General features: G+C 66.9%; 15 protein-coding genes. 9 read left to right on the forward strand and 6 right to left on the reverse strand.

Going from position 1 to position 17,026, the window contains the following annotated elements; genetic code table 11:
- Nucleotides 1–133 precede the first annotated feature (133 nt).
- Both KO516_RS20050 and KO516_RS20055 read left to right on the forward strand, forming a co-directional pair.
- Nucleotides 134–1,321 (forward strand): DNA repair exonuclease, encoded by a 1,188-nt coding sequence (locus tag KO516_RS20050; RefSeq protein ID WP_216005566.1) that lies wholly within the window; start codon nucleotides 134–136, stop codon nucleotides 1,319–1,321.
- Nucleotides 1,318–4,686: a YhaN family protein gene (locus KO516_RS20055; RefSeq protein ID WP_216005567.1), complete on the forward strand. Its 3,369-nt coding sequence runs from the start codon at nucleotides 1,318–1,320 to the stop codon at nucleotides 4,684–4,686. Before KO516_RS20050 ends, KO516_RS20055 begins: the two co-directional genes overlap by 4 nt.
- Here the strand turns inward: KO516_RS20055 and KO516_RS20060 are convergent.
- The gene (locus KO516_RS20060) at nucleotides 4,683–5,693 is read right to left on the reverse strand and encodes a substrate-binding domain-containing protein (RefSeq protein WP_371742118.1); all 1,011 of its coding nucleotides are present in this window, start codon (nucleotides 5,691–5,693) and stop codon (nucleotides 4,683–4,685) included. The two genes, KO516_RS20055 and KO516_RS20060, sit on opposite strands and share 4 nt — an antisense overlap.
- A gap of 370 nt (nucleotides 5,694–6,063) precedes the next feature.
- On the opposite strand from KO516_RS20060, the gene KO516_RS24835 reads away from it, so the two are divergent.
- From KO516_RS24835 to KO516_RS20075, 3 genes are read left to right on the forward strand one after another with little or no spacing between them, the layout of a single operon-like run.
- Nucleotides 6,064–6,870, forward strand: a complete 807-nt coding sequence (locus KO516_RS24835) for an ABC transporter permease (RefSeq protein WP_371742119.1) — start codon at nucleotides 6,064–6,066, stop codon at nucleotides 6,868–6,870.
- Entirely contained in the window at nucleotides 6,870–7,655 is a 786-nt protein-coding gene (locus KO516_RS20070) for an ABC transporter ATP-binding protein (protein ID WP_216005569.1), read from the forward strand. The genes KO516_RS24835 and KO516_RS20070 overlap by 1 nt, the downstream gene beginning before the upstream one ends.
- 10 nt (nucleotides 7,656–7,665) lie before the next feature.
- Entirely contained in the window at nucleotides 7,666–8,640 is a 975-nt protein-coding gene (locus KO516_RS20075; protein WP_216005570.1) for an ABC transporter substrate-binding protein, read from the forward strand.
- Here KO516_RS20075 and KO516_RS20080 read toward each other — a convergent pair whose 3' ends face one another.
- The 5 genes from KO516_RS20080 to KO516_RS20100 all read right to left on the reverse strand — a co-directional run bounded on the left by KO516_RS20080 (nucleotide 8,641) and on the right by KO516_RS20100 (nucleotide 13,371).
- A complete protein-coding gene (locus KO516_RS20080; protein ID WP_216005571.1) occupies nucleotides 8,641–9,285 on the reverse strand; it encodes an aspartate/glutamate racemase family protein in 645 nt (214 codons plus the stop codon).
- Nucleotides 9,285–10,121, reverse strand: coding sequence for an ABC transporter permease (locus tag KO516_RS20085; RefSeq protein WP_216005572.1), 837 nt, complete (start codon nucleotides 10,119–10,121; stop codon nucleotides 9,285–9,287). The genes KO516_RS20080 and KO516_RS20085 overlap by 1 nt, the downstream gene beginning before the upstream one ends.
- A 3-nt stretch (nucleotides 10,122–10,124) precedes the next feature.
- Complete coding sequence (locus KO516_RS20090) at nucleotides 10,125–10,979, reverse strand: ABC transporter permease (protein ID WP_216005573.1); 855 nt, start codon at nucleotides 10,977–10,979, stop codon at nucleotides 10,125–10,127.
- A gap of 129 nt (nucleotides 10,980–11,108) precedes the next feature.
- Nucleotides 11,109–12,374 carry a PotD/PotF family extracellular solute-binding protein gene (locus KO516_RS20095; protein ID WP_216005581.1) on the reverse strand — a complete coding sequence of 422 codons (1,266 nt, stop codon included), beginning with the start codon at nucleotides 12,372–12,374 and terminating at the stop codon, nucleotides 11,109–11,111.
- A 28-nt stretch (nucleotides 12,375–12,402) separates the two neighbouring features.
- Complete coding sequence (locus KO516_RS20100) at nucleotides 12,403–13,371, reverse strand: ABC transporter ATP-binding protein (RefSeq protein WP_216005574.1); 969 nt, start codon at nucleotides 13,369–13,371, stop codon at nucleotides 12,403–12,405.
- A 248-nt stretch (nucleotides 13,372–13,619) separates the two neighbouring features.
- On the opposite strand from KO516_RS20100, the gene KO516_RS20105 reads away from it, so the two are divergent.
- The 4 genes from KO516_RS20105 (at nucleotide 13,620) to KO516_RS20120 (ending at nucleotide 16,956) form a co-directional block, all read left to right on the forward strand.
- Entirely contained in the window at nucleotides 13,620–14,303 is a 684-nt protein-coding gene (locus tag KO516_RS20105) for a GntR family transcriptional regulator (RefSeq protein WP_216005575.1), read from the forward strand.
- Nucleotides 14,300–15,118, forward strand: a complete 819-nt coding sequence (locus tag KO516_RS20110) for a GNAT family N-acetyltransferase (protein ID WP_216005576.1) — start codon at nucleotides 14,300–14,302, stop codon at nucleotides 15,116–15,118. Before KO516_RS20105 ends, KO516_RS20110 begins: the two co-directional genes overlap by 4 nt.
- A 428-nt stretch (nucleotides 15,119–15,546) precedes the next feature.
- The gene (locus KO516_RS20115) at nucleotides 15,547–16,293 is read left to right on the forward strand and encodes a siderophore-interacting protein (RefSeq protein WP_216005577.1); all 747 of its coding nucleotides are present in this window, start codon (nucleotides 15,547–15,549) and stop codon (nucleotides 16,291–16,293) included.
- 495 nt (nucleotides 16,294–16,788) lie between these two features.
- Nucleotides 16,789–16,956 carry a hypothetical protein gene (locus tag KO516_RS20120; protein ID WP_216005578.1) on the forward strand — a complete coding sequence of 56 codons (168 nt, stop codon included), beginning with the start codon at nucleotides 16,789–16,791 and terminating at the stop codon, nucleotides 16,954–16,956.
- Nucleotides 16,957–17,026: the final 70 nt, after the last annotated feature.

The raw sequence follows: 17,026 nt of genomic DNA on the forward strand, positions 1-17,026 counted from the left end.
GGGCTACGATCCGGCGCGGCTGCATTACTTTGATGCGGGCAGTGGGCAACGGCTCGCGGCGGCCTGACCCGATAAGCCCTTGCAGCGGCAGGTCAAAGCGGCATGATGGGGCGATTCTTTCCCCGGAGATTTGATGAAATTCCTGCATCTTGCCGACCTGCATCTCGACAGCCCGCTGCGGGCACAGGCCGCCCGCAACCCCGAAATGGGCGAGGCCCTGCGCGATGCTTCGCGCCGGGTGCTCTCGGCCATTGTCGAGCGCGCCATCGAGCACCGCGTCGATGCGGTGCTGCTGGCGGGCGACACGTTCGATTCAGGCGTGGCCGATGTGGCGGCGCGGGCGGCGCTGGCCGCGGCGGTGTCGCGGCTTGCAGGGGCGGGGATTCCGGCGGTGCTCATTCAGGGCAACCATGATGCCATGCTCGATCTGGGGCGTTTTGGCCCCATGGCCGGGCTGACCCAGCTGACCCCCGAGGCGCCGTCTGTCGAGATTGGCGAGGCGGTGGTGCATGGCATGGGCTTCACCACGCCGCATATGCGCGAGAGCCTGCTGCCGCGCTATCCCGCACCGGTGGCGGGCAAGTTCAACATCGGGTTGATGCACAGCTCGCTTGACGGCTCGCCGGGGCATGATCCCTATGCGCCCTGCGCGCTGGGCGACCTGCTGGCCCATGGCTATGATTACTGGGCGCTGGGCCACATCCACAAGCGCAGCGAACATCGCGGCGAGCGCAGCCTTGCGGTGATGCCCGGCATTCCGCAGGGCCGCAGCGTGCGCGAGACCGAGGGCGGCTCGGTCACGCTGGTGGAACTCGACCTCGACGGGGTGCGCGCCACGCCGCTGCCGGTCGAGCTGTTGCGCTTTGCCCGGCTGCCGGTGGCGCTGGACGGGTGCGAGGATGCCTCGGCGCGGCTGCATGCGATCCGCACGGCGCTGGGCGCGACGATGGCGCCGGGGGTGTTGCTGGCGGCGCGGCTCGACCTTGTCGGCAGCGCGTCGGAAATTGGCGATCTGGGCTTTGCCACCGAACAGGCGCGGCAAGAGGCCGCCGAACTGGACGGTGTGTTCATCGAAAAGGTCCGCGCGCAGTTGCGCCAGGGGGCGCAGCCGGACGGCGCGGCGGGCGACATCGCGCAGGCGATGCGCGCCGATGCCGCGACCCCCGGCTTTCGCGACGAGGCCCGTGTGCTGCTGGCCGACTGGCGCAGCGCACTGCCGCGCGACATTGCCGACCTGCTGGACGAAGACCAGCTCGATGCGCTCATCGATGAGGGGGTCGAGACCATGGTATTGCGCCTCGGCGCGGGGAGCGAGACATGAGGCTGAATCGGCTTGACCTGATCCGCTACGGGCGGTTCGAAAACCACACACTTGATTTCGGCGAGGCCGCGGATGGCCCCGACGTGACGCTGGTGTTCGGTCAGAACGAGGCGGGCAAAAGCACCGCCTTTTCCGCATGGCTCGATCTGCTCTACGGCCTGCCGTTGCAACATTCCTACGATTTCCGCTTTTCCCGAAGCGATCTGATGGTGGGCGCGGTGCTTGACGGGCCCGAGGGGCCGCTGACCCTGCGGCGCACCGGCAAGCGCAAGGGGTCATTGACCGACGATGACGGGCGAGAGGTCGATGAGGGCCGCCTTGCCGCGCTGCTGCACGGGCTAGGGCGCGATGCGTTCCGCACCCGGTTTTCGCTCGATGACGCCACCTTGCGGCGCGGTGGCAAGGAGATCGCCGAGGCGCAGGGCGATCTTGGGCAATTGCTTCATGCCGGGTCTTCGGGCCTGTCGGGGGTTTCCGACATCCTGTCGCAGACCGAAAAAGAGATCGACGATTTCCATAAAAAGGGCCGCAGCAAGAGCACGTTGGCGCTTGGCAAGGCCGAGCTGAAACGCATCGACGCGGCGATGGCCGACGCCCAGCTTGACCCGCGCGAACATGACCGGATGCGGCTTGCGCTGGACGAGGCGCAAACCCGGCTGAGCGCCGCCACCACGGCGCAGGACGAAGCGACCCGGGCGCTGGCCCTGCGCGAGGCTGCCGATGCGCGGCGCGCGCTGGCCCGCCGCATCGCCGAGATCGACACCGCGCTGCAGGCCTATGCCGATGGGCCGGACCTGCGGCCCGACGCCGTTTCTGGCGTGCGCGTTGCGGCGGCGGCGATCCGCTCTGCCCGCACCGCTCAGGCCGAGGCCACGCAGGAGGGCACCCGCGCAGCCGAGGAGCTGGAAACCCTTCAGGCCGATCCGCAGGGGCTTGAGGTGGCGGCGCTGATTGCGCAGCTCGAGGCGGCGGAATTCGAAGATGGAAAGCCGCTGCTGGGCCGGGTCTACGGCGCGGAAGCCGACGCTGAAAAGCTGGGCGCACGGCTTGAGGAGATCCGCGCCGAGGCGCGGGCGCTGGCCGAGCAGATCGCAGGGCCGGGCGCTGATCCGGCGCAGATTGCCCTGCCACGCGCCACGCTCGCCAGCTTGCGCGAAACGGCGGATGCCGCCCGCGAGGCGGCGCGCGATCGGGACCGCGCGTTGAAGGCTTTGGCCGAGGCCGAGGCAACGCTGGGCGAAACCCAAGAGATGCCCGATGGCTGGCAACAGCTGGGCGATGCGCTGGATGCGCTGGCCCCGGACCCGGCCGATCTTGCCAACAGCGCCCAGCAAGCGGGCGAGGCGGCGCGCCGGGCCGCGAGCGGCCTGCCGCAAGGCTGGGCCGCGCTGGCGCAAGCGGGCCTGCCCGAACTGGCAGAGCTGCGCGCGGTGGAAAGCGCGGCGCAAGCCAGCGAACGGGCGCTCGCCGATGCCACACTGCGGCTTGAGGATACGCGCGAACAATTGGCCGAGGCCAAGGCCAGCTATGATGCGCAAACGGGCGCGGGCGCGGTGGTCAGCGACGCCGCCATCGCCCAGACCCGCGCCCTGCGCGATACGCTCTGGGCCGATCATCGCGCCGCGCTCAGCCCTGAAACGGCGGACAGCTTCGAAGCAGCGATGCATGAGGACGACGCGGCACGCCAGCGCCATGGGGAAACGCGCGAGGCGCGGGTGCGGCTCGAAGGCATCGTGGCCACGATCGACCGTCTGACGGCGCAGCTTGCGCGGCGCGAGGCCGACGCGCGCAGCGCCGCCGAAGCAGCCCGCAGCGTGGCACAGCAAGCGGATGCAATGGCGGCGCGGCTGGGGCTTGCCGCTGGCACCACGCCCGGCGCCTTTGCCAGCCGCTGCGATGCCATACGCGCCGCATCGCTTGCCGCGCTGGAGGCAGAGGCCGCCAGCAAGGCCCATGACGCCGCCAGTGCCGCGCGCGCCGCGGGGCTGGAACAGGTGACATCCGCATGCATAGCCCTTGCCGGACAGCCGCTGAGCCTTGCCGAAGCAGAGCGTCTGCGCGCCGATCTTGAAGCCCGCGCCGCACGCATCGCACAACAGGAAAAGGCGCGTACGCTGGTTGCCGATCAGGCCCGCGCGGCAGAGCAATTGCAGGCCGCCGAGGCGACGGCGCAGGGCACATATGACGCGGCGGTCGCGGGGCTGTGGTGCGCAGGGCTGTCGCCGCAAGAGCTGCTCGCGCAACTGGATCGCGCGGCAGAGCTGCGCGAATTGCTCGACGATGAAAAGGACAAGGCGCGCCGCGTCGGGCTGATGCGCCGCGCGCTTCAGGCATTCGAGGCGCGGGCCGGGGATTTGCGGGCGCTGCTGAACCTGCCGCAGGCCAGTCCGGCCGCGCTGATCCGTGCCGGGATCGTGCGCAGGGATGCGGCCGAGCATACCGCGCGCGCCATCGCCGCCGCCGAGGCGGCGCAGCGCACGGCGCAGGTGACGGCGGAGAAACAGGCCCAGATCATCACGCACTCGCAGGCCGAGATCGCCCGCCTTCTGGCAGGCCAGTCGCTGCCCGAGGGCGGCGATGCCGAAGCGCAGGTCGCGGCGCTTTCCAGCCGCGACGCCCTGCGCACCGAGCGGCGCGAGGCCGCAAACGCCTATGCCGCACAGGCTGCCGGTCACGATCAGGATCGGCTGGCGCTGGAAGAGGCCGACCCCGACCCGGCCCGCAGCGTGCATCTGGCCGATGCGCTCGAGGCGGCAAAATCCGACCGCGACGCGGCGCTGGTGGCGCAGACCGAAGCGCGCCAGACGCTCAGCGATGCGCTGCGCCGCACCGGGGCGGCCGGGCTGGCGCAGGAGCGCGCCTCTCTGCTGGAAACCCTGCGCGAAGAGGCCCGCCACGCGGTGCTGGCCCGCGTCGGGTTGATGGCGGCGCGCGGGGCGCTGAGCCGCCTGCGCGAGGATCGGCGCGGCCCGATGCTCACCGCGACGCAGGCGGCCTTTGCCACCATGACAGGGGGCGACTGGCCACGGCTGGAAACCCGGCCCGGTGTCAATGGTGAACAGCTTGTCGGTGTGCGCGAGGATCGCAAGGTTGCCGCCGAGGCCATGTCGACCGGCACCCGCGCGCAGCTCTACCTTGCGCTGCGCATCGCCGGGCACGCGGATTTCACCCGCCGCTTTGGCCCGCTGCCGTTTGTCACCGACGATATTCTGGAAACCTTCGACGATGGTCGCGCGGGCGCGGCGCTCGAGTTGACCGCGAGCATGGGGCAGCTTGGTCAGGCGATCATGTTCACCCACCACGCGCATCTGGTGACGCTGGCACAAGAGCGCATTCCGGGGCTGCGGGTGATCTCGCTGGATTAACCCACCGTCGAGCTGCGCACCACGAGGCGCGGCTCGGGGCCGGTCAGGATCGGAGCGCCGCCGGTTTCGATGGCGCCGATCAGCCCGGCGGTGGCGATCTGCGCCACCTCGTCGAGCCGCAGGTTCAGCGCGGTCAGCGGCGGCGTCTCGCTGCGGGCCCGGAAGCCGTCATAGCGAGTGGCGACCTTGACGTCGCCGGGCACCGACAACCCGGCCTGTCGCAGCGCCGCCATGGTGCCTGCGGCCATGGCGTCGATCGGGGCCAGCACGCCATCGATCGGCAGCCCCGCCGCGATGTCTTGCAGGATCGCCGCCGATGCGCCGCGTTCCGCGTCGGCCTCTGGCACCACATGGACCCGTGCCGCCAGCCCGGCCTGCGCCATCATCCGCTCGTAGGTCTGGCGGAAGAACAGGTTCGACTGCCGGGTGCTCTGGCCAAGGATCAGCGGCATGTGGCGGACCCCGGTCTCGAGCAGATGCGAGATCAGCAGCTCTGCCATCCGCTGGAAATTCATGGTTACGCCGGGGCCGGGTGCACCGTCGCGCAGACCAATCACCATGGTCGGGATGCCGCGCTGGCGCAGGCGGGCAAGATTGGCGTCGTCCTCTTCGGGTTCGATCATCAGCAAGCCGTCGAAGGGCACGCTGGACAGCGCCTTGCTGGCCTCGCGGATCGGCGGAACCAGCACCAGCGCCATGTTGTGTTCCAGCGCCGTCACCGCTGCCGAGGCGGCAACCTCCATCAGAAAACCCAGCCGGGCAGAACCCGCAGCCACCGCTGTCGGCATCGAGGAAAACACCGCAATCGTGTTGGTGCGCCCGGTACGCATGCCGCGCGCGGCAAGGTTGGGCACGTAGCCAAGTTCGAGAATCGCCCTGTCGATGCGCGCGCGGGTGTCCTGATCGACCTTGCGCTTGCCGCTGATCGCGTTTGACACCGTGCCCGGAGAAACCCCGGCCGCACTGGCGACATCTACCACGGTGACCCTGCGCCGGGGCCGTCTCACCTGATCTTCCATATCAAGTCTGCCCGATCATTGTGCGTGTAGGACCAGTGTACGCATGGATTGCCGCTATGGGCGAACGGAATTGACGTCACGACCTTATAAAACGATTTTCATCGTAAACGCCCCCATCGTCAGGCAGTGCAATCGTTTTGCCCGGCCCGCTAAGAACGATCCGGCCCTGTGGCTGGCACTGGTCGATTGCGGTGGTTTCGAGTTTGCAACGCAGGTCTCGAACAGGTGCAATCGGCCCGGTGGCGGTCTTCTCCGGGCAACGCTGCGCATCACGCTGGCGCGATGTCCACCGATAGAGGGGTTCCACAACCCCGGATTCCATGCGCATCGTTCGCGGGCAGGAACAGGTATCACGGCCGTGAGCGAACCGCCCGATCATATTCCCTCGCAAGGGGCCAGGCGCCGCAGATCGCCAACCAGAGCGCGCGCGCTGCTGCCATTGCTGTCCTTCGTCTTTGTGCTTGGGCTGTGGTGCGCCGTCGCCACCTCTGGCGTGGTGCGCGAGATCATCTTTCCGGCGCCGTGGTCGGTCTGGTCCGCCACGGTCGAGATGTGGCGCAACGGCACCTTGCAAAAGGATCTGGCGGCCTCGCTGAGCCGGGCCGCGGTGGGCTATGGTCTCGGCGCGGCGCTTGGGGTGGCGATGGGCGTGCTGAGCGGGCGCATCGCGCCGGTGCGGGTGCTGCTGGGCCCGTTCCTGAGCCTGCTGCGCCCGATCCCGGCGATCGCACTGGTGCCGGTTGCCATCGTCTGGTTCGGCATCGGCGAGGGGGCGAAGTATTTCGTCGTCAGCTACACGGTGTTCCTGACGGTCTGGTTCAACACCCATCAGGGCATGGCCTATGTGCCGCAGGTCTGGCTGCGCGCGGCGCGCAGCCTTGGTGCATCGCGCCTGCGCGAGCTGTGCACCGTGGTGTTGCCCGCCGCCGCGCCGCATATTCTTGCGGGGCTGCGGCTGGGGGTGGCGCTGGCCTTTCTCAGCCTCGTCGCGGCAGAGCTGTCGGGGGCGTCATCGGGCCTTGGCTTTCGCTTGCAGGAGGCGCGGCAATACGTGCGCACCGACCGGATGTTCGCGCTGCTGATCATTCTGGGGCTGCTCGGGGCGCTGGCCGATCAGGCGGTGGCGTGGCTTGGGCGCAAGCTCGTGCACTGGGAGCGGGCCTGATGCCGACAGGTCGGGTCAGGATCGAAAATCTGACGCTGCGCCATGACGGCGACGCCGGGTGCATCGACGCGCTGACCGGCTGTTCGCTGACACTGGCGCCGGGCAGTTTCACCGCGCTTGTCGGCCCGTCGGGCTGTGGCAAATCCTCGTTGGTAAGCGCCATCGCCGGGTTTCTCGCCCCCGTCGACGGGCACATCACGCTTGACGGGCGGCGCATCACGGGGCCGTCCCCCGAGGTGGGCGTGATCTTTCAGCAATACGCGCTGTTCCCGTGGTTCACCGCGCTGAACAACGTGCGCTACGGGCTGCGGCAATTCGCGCTGCCCCGGCACGAAGAGCGCGCGCGCGCGCAGGCGGCGCTGGCCGAGGTCGGGCTGGAAGCCGATGCCGACAAGTACCCTGAACAGTTGTCCGGCGGCATGCAGCAGCGCGTGGCCATCGCGCGCACCTTTGCCACCGACCCGCGTGTGCTGCTGATGGACGAACCCTTTGGCGCGCTCGACGCGCAGACCCGGGCGCAGATGCAGGATCTGCTGCTGGATGTCTGGCACAAGCACCGCGCCACGGTGCTGCTGGTGACCCATGATGTTGACGAGGCGCTGCGGCTCGCCGACGATGTCCATGTCATGAGCCGGGGGCCGGGGCGGCTGATCCGCCATTATGCGCTGAGCCAGCCGCGGCCGCGGACGCTGTCGCACTCCGGCGATGCACTGTTGCAGGTGCGTGACGAAATCTTCGCGCTGCTGCGCCAGCAAATCGACCGTCCCGCAGACCTTTCCACGTAAAGGATCGCCGATGACCCGCCTTGCCCTGACCGCCCTTGCCGCGCTGCTGCCAGCGCTCGCCCATGGCGAGCCGCTGGTTCTGGCATGGAGCCCCAATCCACATACCCCGCAGATCGATATCGCCCTGCAAAAGGGCTATTTCGACGCCGCCGGGCTCGAGATCGAGCTGGTCTCTTTTCCCACAGGGCGCACCGGGTTCGAGGCGCTGACCGGCGGGCAGGTCGATGTGGCCTTCATGGCGGAATTTCCCGCCGCCATCGGGGCGCTGGTCGGGCAGGAGTTTTCGGTGATCGGCGATCTGGCGCGGTTTACCGGCAACCGCGTGATCCTGAATGGCGCCACGGTTCTGCGCGGGGGCGAGGGCAGGGCTGCCCTCCCGGAGGATCTCGCCGGTAGGCGCATCGGCACCACCATCGGCACCAATGTGGATTACGCGCTGGACCGTCTGCTGCATCAGGCCGGGGTCGAGGCCGAGGTGGTCAGCGCCGCGCCCTCGGATCTGGTTCCGGCGCTGGCGCGGGGCGATCTTGATGCCATCATGGCGTTTCCGTCCTTCTACAGCGCTGCGCGCGACAGGCTTGGCGCGGATTACGCGGAACTGCGCCTGCGCGGCTATGCGGCCCATTTCATCCTTGCCGCCGGGCCGGGGATGACCGGCGCGCGGGCGCAGGAGCTTGATGCCTTTATGGCGGCGCTGGTCCGGGCCGATGCCGATGTGCGCGCCGACCCTGCCGCGGCGATGGCCGCGGTCAGCGCGTCGATGCAGGGGGCAATCACCCCCGAAGCGCTGGCGACGATCTGGCAGGATGTCGATGTCGGGCTGAGGCTGGGCAGCGATCTGGTCGAGCTGCTGGTATCCGAGGCGGATTGGATCACGGTGCAAGGCGTCATCAAGGCCGAGCCGCTGAGCTTTGACGAGATGCTCGGGGTGATCGATGCCGGGCCGCTGCGCCGGGCCGCGCCCGAGGCGGTCGATCTGCCCTGATCAGCTGGCGCGAAAGCCGATGGCCGCCGCCGCCAGATGCGCCGAAGCGCTGACCCCGTCGATCAGCGGCACGGTGCAGCGCGCCGACAGAGCACCCGTCAGCGGTGCCATTCCGGCGCAGCCCAGCACCACGGCCCCGGCGCCATCGACTTGCGCAAGGGCGATCTCGTCGGCCAGCCGCGTCAGCACCGGCGCGCCGCCCGCCTCGATCTGCAACACCGGCAGCCCCGACGCCCGCACCGAGGCGCAATTGCCCGCATAGCCGCCGCGCGCGATGTTCTCTTCGATCACCGGGATCGAAACCGCCAGCGACGTGACCACCGAGAATTTCCGCCCCAGAAGCTCCGCCATCACATAGGCAGACTGCCCGATGCCCAGCACCGGAAACGGCACCATCGCCTGCGCCTGCGCCAGCCCGGTGTCGTCGAAACAGGCGATCACCGCCGCATCGGCGCGGCACTTTGCCAGCAGCGCCAGCATCCCCGGCACGGCGGCATCGCCATCCTCTGGCCCCTCGATGGCGGGTGGCCCATCGGCATTGGTCAGCCCGGCGATCTGCGCGCCCGGCAGCGCGGCGCGGGCGGCGGCGACAATGCCATCGGTCATCGCCTGCGTGGCGTTGGGGTTGATGTAGACGATGCGCATCACACACCTTTGCCAGCGTCGGACCCCATCCGCGCCCGGCGCTTGCCAAGGGCCCAGACGGTGGCAAGAAACACCCCGATGATGGCCAGCGAAAACAGCGTCGTCAGCGTGCCAAGCGCATAGATCACCGGCGTGGTGACATTGGTGGTCATCCCGAAAATCTCGAGCGGCAGGGTGTTGTAGCTGCCCGAGGTTAGCAGGGTGCGGGCAAATTCGTCATAGCTGAGGGTAAAGCCAAACAGCGCAACCCCGATCAGCGACGGCGCGATGATCGGCAGCACCACGTATTGAATGGTCTGCCAGGCGGTTGCGCCCTGATCGCGTGCGGCTTCTTCGTAGCTGCGGTCAAAGCGGTTGAACACGGCGAACATGATCAGCAGGCCAAAGGGCAGGGTCCATGTCAGCTGCGAGCCGAAGCCCGAGGTCGCCCAATGAACCTTCAGCCCCAGTTGCTGAAAGATCAGCCCGACGCCCAGCGAGATCAGGATCGACGGGATCACCAGAGACGTGATCGCCAGATAGAACAGCACCGCCGAGCCGGCAAAGCGCTTGCGAAACGCCAGCCCCGCCATCACCGACACCACCACCGTGGTGACCATGACCATCAGCCCCAGCGCGAGGCTGCGCCGGAAGGCGCCCCAGATGTCGCCCACGGCCTGCTGCTCGAACAGATCGGCGAACCAGTGCAGCGACACCCCGTTCATCGGAAAGGTCAGCCCACCTTGCGGTCCCTGAAAGCTCAGGATGCCGATGGTCACCGTCGGGCCATAAAGAAACAGCACGAACAGCACGAAGATGGCCGCCAGCACATAGAAACTGCGGGGACGTTGCTCCATGGCTCAAAGCTCCTTGCGGATGTTCACGAAGCGCAGCAGCACAGCGATGATGATCAGAACGGTGGCCAGCAAGACCACGGCGGTGGCGGCCGCAGACGGGTATTGCAGCAAGGCGATGTCGTTGGAAATCAACCGCCCGACATTGGCGCTCTGGCTGCCGGACATAAAGCGCACGGTGACGAAATCACCCATCACCAGCGTGACCACGAAAATCGTGCCGATCATGATGCCGGGCTTGGTCAGGGGGATGATGACATGGCGCAGGATCTGCGCGCCGCTGGCGCCATTGTCGCGCGCCGCTTCCAGCAAAGAGCGATCGATGCGCATCATGGTGTTGAAGATCGGCACCACCATGAACAGCGTATAGAGATGCACAAAGGCCAGAATGACCGAGAAATCCGAATAGAGCAGCCACTCCAGCGGCTCATCGATCAGCCCCCAGTTCTGCAGGGCGGTGTTGGCGATGCCATTGCGCCCAAGGAACGGGATCCAGCTGATCATCCGGATGATGTTCGAGGTCCAGAACGGGATGGTGCACAGCAGGAACAGCGCGATCTGCATGGTCTGCGAGCGCACGTGAAAGGCAAGGAAATAGGCCACGGTAAAGCCGATGAGCAAGGTCAGCGCCCATGTCACCGCCGCGTATTTGAAAGTGGCAAGGAACACCTTGTAGGTGACCGGCGAGCCGAACAGGAACTGGTAATTGTCGAACTGAAAGGCCGGGTAGATGGAAAATTCCGTCGCCCCCCAGAAACTGACGATGACGATCATCACGATGGGCGCGACCAGAAATGCGATCATGACCAGCGCCAGCGGCGTCGCCTGAAGCCAGCCAAATAGCGTGCGATGCGCGTTCATTTCGCCAGAGCTTTCGACATGTCCCGCCTCTTCATCTTGCCAGGTAAACTCTCAGGGGGGTCCGGGGGGGCAGAATGCCCCCCCGGCGGGTCGGCGCGTAAGCGCGCCGATACATCACGGGGTCATGCGTTACGACGCGATGAACTCATTCCACTTGCGCACCATGTACTGGTTCTCGTCCATCACCGCGTTCCAGCAGGCGACCGAGCCCATGCGATCATAGAATGAGCCGCCATCGCGGGTCTCGCCCGCCTGCGCCAGCACATCGCCGAAGGGCGAGGTGATCTCGCCGGTGGCTTCCTTGCCTTCGAACCAGTAGCCCCACTCGTTCTCCGACATGTGCTCTTTCGACGTTTCGGGAACAGCCGAGTAATAGCCCTGACGCATCAGGAAGCCGCCAACCCAGCCCGACAGGTACCAGTTGATGTATTCATAGGCCGCGTCCAGCTCGAGGCCGGAAAGCGATTTCGACAGGCCGATGCCGCCGCCCCACGACCGATAGCCCTCTTCCAGCGGCTGGTAGACGCAGGGAATGCCGCGCGATTTCACAGCGGTGATCGCGGGCGACCACATCGACTGGATCACCACCTCGCCCGATGCCATCAGGTTGACGCTCTCGTCGAAGGATTTCCAGAAGGCGCGGAACTGGCCGTTCTGCTTGGCCTCGGTGAAGATCGCGAAGGTCTTGTCGATCTCTTCGCGGGTCATGTTGCCCTTGTCGCCGTACTGGATCTCGCCCATCGATTCGCAGACCATGGCCATGTCCATGATGCCGATCGAGGAAATATCGAGGATCGACGCCTTGCCCTTGAACTCGGGGTTCAGCAGTTCAGACCAGTTGTTGATCGGGCGGCCGATCAGGTCGGGGCGGATGCCCAGCGTGTCGGCGTTGTAGATGGTCGGGATCAGGGTCATCCACTGGGTCGGCTCATCGGCAAAGCCTGTTGCGCCCGGCTTTTCGATAAAGCCCACCGAATGGGGGGCGGTGCCCTGCGCGATCACCGACTCCGGCGTCAGCTTGCCATCCTTGAAGATGCCGACGATCTTGTCGTAATTGGCGATCTTCGAGGTATCCATCGCCTGAAGATTGCCGGTCGGCCAGACCTTCTTGCAGATCCAGTATTCGATGTCGGCAATGTCGAAGCTGTCGGGCTGGGTGGCGGCGCGCTGCGTCACGCTGTCGGAATCCAGCGCCGTCATTTCCAGCGTGAAGCCAAGGTCTTCCTTCACCTTCTGGCCGACCTCGTTGAGGTTGGACACGCCAGTGCCGAACTGGCGCAGCGTCACGTCCTTGATCTCCTGCGCCCAGATCATCGGCGCGGGCAGGGTGGATGCGGCCACGGCCGCTGCGCCGCCCTTGAGCATGGAGCGGCGGCTGTATCTCATCTTCGACATCATGTGGTGTCTCCCGGTTGTATGTCGCTTACGCTTGCAGACGGTTGGCCCGTCTTTCATCCCAGGATAGGCGCACCGCCTCTCCGGGGTTTTTCGGTGCCGCAAAGAAGGTCTCTTCGGGCAGCAGGGCCAGCAGCTCTTCGCCGCTGTCCAGCGCGGCGGTCATCGCGACCGATGCGCCCTGATATTCCACCGCCGTAACCGTGGCGGGCAGGCCGGCATCCGAGATGCGCGTCTCGTCGGCCCGGAACGACACTTTGCCCGAGGGCGTGGCGATCACGTTGTGCCCGCCCATGAACCGCGCCACGAATTCGGTGCGCGGCGTGCCCCAGACCTCGCGGGCGGGGCCGGCCTGTTCGATCACCGCGTTGTTCATCACCACGACCTCATCGGCGAGGGCCAGCGCCTCGTCCTGCCCGTGGGTGACGTGGATGAACGGAATGCCCAGTTCACGCTGAAGCTTCTTCAGCTCGGCGCGCATGCGGATGCGCAGGAATGGGTCGAGCGCCGACAGCGGCTCGTCCAGCAGCAGCACGCGTGGCTGCGTCACCAGAGCGCGCGCCAGTGCCACGCGCTGTTGCTGCCCGCCCGAAAGCTGCGCCGGCAAACGGTCGCCAAAGGCCGACATATGCACCAGTTCCAGCATCTGGTTGGCGGTGGCGTTGCGCTCGGCCCGCTCCACGCCCTTCATCCGCAGCGAGAACGCCACGTTGTCGCGCACCGACAGATGCGGGAACAGCGCATAGCTTTGAAACATCATCGCGGTGCCGCGCTTTGCGGGCGGCAGGTGCGAGATATCAAGCCCGCCCAGCAGGATCGATCCCTCGCTGACGCTTTCATGCCCGGCGATCATCCGCAGCGTGGTCGACTTGCCGCAGCCCGACGGGCCAAGCAGGCACACATAGGCGCCAGATGGAAAGCGGTGGCTGATGTCCGCCACGGCGACGGTGTCGCCATACCGCTTGGTCAGGTGCACAAGTTCTAGATCGTCGCTCATCTGATGATCGTCCCCGGATCGCAGGTTCTGCCCAAAGCTGGCCTTGGCGCGTGGCGACTGTCAGTCGAAACCCGACGCGGCGGTGCAGGGAAACATCATTTGCCCAAAGATTAAGCATCGACGCCTGCACTTTGCGCAATATCGCGGACAAACTTGTATACAATGATGGCCACGATCCGGGCGCGCCCGCTGCGGCTTGCCCTTGACCGGGGGCGACGTAGGATTCTGGGCAAGGCTGAACGGTGTGGATGAACAGGATGCAAGGCAAGGCGGCTTCGGCACAGACGGTGGCCTCGGCGCTCGAGGCGGCGATCCATGACCATCGCCTGCCGCCGGGCACGCGGCTGGTCGAAGACGAGCTGTCCGAGATCTATGGCGTGTCGCGCACCCAGATCCGCGCCGCGCTGCAAGCGCTGTCGCATCGCCGCCTTGTCGAGCATCAGCGCAACCGGGGAACCTTTGTCGCGCAGCCATCGGTGCGCGAGGCCCGCGAGGTGTTTGAGGCCCGCGCCCTGCTCGAGCCGCGCACCGCGCGTTCGGCGGCGCTGCGCATGAGCGATACCAATATCTCGGCGCTTCAGGCTCATATCGACGCCGAACATGCTGCGCTGCACGCGGGACAGAACGGGCGGGCGGTGTCGCTGTCAGGGCAGTTCCATGTCGAGATCGCCCGCGTTGCCGATCAATCCACCATCGAGGCGATGATTTCGCAGCTGGTGGTGCGCAGCTCGCTGATCATCGCGCTGTACTGGCAGCGGCGTTCGGCGCTGTGCGAAAGCCACGCCCATGGCGCGTTGATGCGCGCCTTTGTTGCCCGCGACGGCGCGCTGGCCGAAGAGCTGATGGCGCAGCATCTGCTCGATCTGGTGACATCGCTCGACCTGCGCAACCAAAGCTCGACCCCCGGCTCACTGAGAGAGGCCCTGATATGATCCGTTACCGGCAGGCAGACACCGTGCAAGAGGTGGCGCAGATTCTGGATTGGGCCGCGAACGAGGGCTGGAATCCCGGCCTGTCAGATGCTGCCGCCTTTCTGAACGCCGATCCGGGCGGGTTCTTTCTGGCCGATAGGGATGGGGAGCCGGTGGCGGCGATCTCGGTGGTCAATCATAGCGAGACTATGGCGTTTCTGGGTCTGTACCTGTGTCGCCCGGAATGTCGCGGGCAGGGCATCGGCTATGGCCTGTGGCAGCAGGCGCTGGCCCATGCGGGCGAGCGCAGCGTGGGGCTGGACGGCGTTGCCGCGCAGCAGGCGAATTACGCGCGCTCGGGCTTTGTCCTCAGCGGCGCGACGCGGCGCTTCGAAGGGGCGCTGGAGTCGCGCCCGGATGCCGCCATTGCGCGGGCGCGCCCCGATGATCTCGCCCGGCTGCAGGCGCTGGATACCACGGCGGGCGGCTATGCGCGCCCACGTTTCTTGACAGCGTGGCTGGAAGGCGCGCCGGATCGCATCACCGTTTGCAGCGAGACCGGCTTTGCCACGGCGCGCCTGTGCCGCGAGGGGGCCAAGATCGGCCCGGTGATCGCGCCGACCCCGAACGAAGCATTGGCGCTGGCACGCGCGGCGTTGGCCGAACTGCCGCCCGTCAAAGCGATCATCGACCTACCCGACAGCGCCACCGGCTTCGAAGCGCTGTTGCGCGCCGAGGGCTTCGTCGAGACCTTCGCAACCGCCCGCATGTATCGCGGCACCCCGCCAAAGCCGCTGCCGATGCTTCAGGCCATCGCCACGATGGAACTGGGCTAGGCGGCGAGGTTACACATCAATCGGCTGGCGGCAAAAGGAGGTGCGGCCTCGCTGATCCGTCGCCGCAAGCCAGATGCCATGGGCGCCAGACCGCGTGAATTCATTGAAACCGCACCGGTTAGGGCACGCCCGCTTGGCGAGCATGGCCATCAAGGGCCCGCAGAGCAGCCGATAGTCTCGCACCGTCCTTGCGGCAAATGCGTGGTTGTGCGGCGCATCACCGTAGGAATGCTCACGTTGGCGTGAAAAGGTCTGGCGCAGTACCTGACAAAATGAATATGGTATTTTCCGAAGGGCCGCCCGGCACGCGTCTACATGATCAATCGCGCCCGCTCTGATGCCCCATGCGCTGGGCATCGGCGGGCGGGCTGATGTGAGACGGGATCGGCGTGCCTCGCCGTGCCGACAGACCTTGAAAGGACGACAGGATGACCACCGACATTCAGGATGCCCCCCGCATCACCCGCCAGCGCCACGATCTGGTGCGCCGCGCGCTCAGCGTGACGCGGGCCGAGCGCCTGACCCCCAAGATGATCCGCCTCGCGCTGTCCGGCCCCGAGCTGCAGGGCTTTGTTTCAGGCGCGCCCGATGATCACTTCAAGCTGTTCGTGCCCGATGCCAGCGGCGAGAGCGTGGGCCGCGATTATACCCCGCGCCATTATGACGGGCAGGAGCTGATCGTCGATGTTTACGACCATCCGGGTGGCCCTGCCGCTGACTGGAGCCGTGCTGTCAAGGTCGGCGATACCGCCCATATCGGTGGGCCGCGCGGTTCGGTGATCATCGACGGCGACATCGCCCATTGGCTGTTGATCGGCGACGAAACCGCGATTCCCGCCATCGCCCGCCGTCTCGAAGAACTGCCCGGCGGCAGCGCCACGGTGATCATCGCCGTCGAAGGCCCGACCGAGGAACAGCCCCTCGTCAGCAAGGCGGCGCTTGAGGTGACATGGGTGCACCGCGCCGCCGCGGAGTCCGCCGATCCGGCCAGCCTGCTTGCGGCGCTGCCGGCCACGCTGCCCGCGCGCAGTTTCGCGTGGATTGCCGCCGAGGGCGGCGTTGCCCGCGCCCTGCGCGAGGCGCTTCTGGCGCAGGGCCATCCGCTGCAATGGCTCAAGGCGGCGGGCTACTGGGTGCGCGGCGAAGCCAACGCCTCGGTCAAAGCCATGGATTGATGCTGTCGCCGATGATCTGCCCGCGCCTCGGCACGGGCAGGTCACCGGCGCTCAGCCTGACGAGCGCCTGCGTGGCGGCCATCCCGGTGTTCCTGAAACAACTGTCTTTGCGCGAACCGCCTTGCGGATGGCCGACATGCATCGCTGCATAGCAGTCAGGAAGGCGGTACTTGCGGTTTTTAGCAGGTGTCGGTGATCGGCACGCTCGACAGCTTTCGCAAAGGCGCATGTGACGGCATCGCCATAGCGGCCATTGCGATCGCGGGCGACACTCACAGGTTCCCGGATTGGCCCGCAACCCGGCCTCAGCCGTGGTCTGATACCGTGCCGCAACACGGGCACACCACCGCGGCTTTGGCGGATCGGGGGTGGAGCCGGATCGTGTCCCCGACACGCTCGCTTGACCGGCCGAGAGGTCCGCCGACAGAAACCCCCGCCTTGAAAACGGGAACGCCATCGGCGACTTCCACAAAGGATGGGTACAGGATAGCGTCCTTGTCATCCAACGGCGCCAAAGCTGCGGCAGAGCCTGATTTCAACCCGCTGATGGCCACGGTGACGGCAATCGCCATTGCGCAGGTGGCGCAGTTCGTGCCTGAGGGGTGGCAGGCGCTCTTTCACTTCGTAAACGACGTGCTGGATTTCAGCCGGGCCTCGATCTGAACCTTGAAGTGCAGCGGGGCCGGGAGGGGCTTTGATGCTGTAACTGCCCTCCGACGGCATCTGTGTGCCA

Origin of the sequence: Citreicella sp. C3M06 (assembly GCF_018860705.1) — a bacterium.
GTDB lineage: Bacteria > Pseudomonadota > Alphaproteobacteria > Rhodobacterales > Rhodobacteraceae > Salipiger.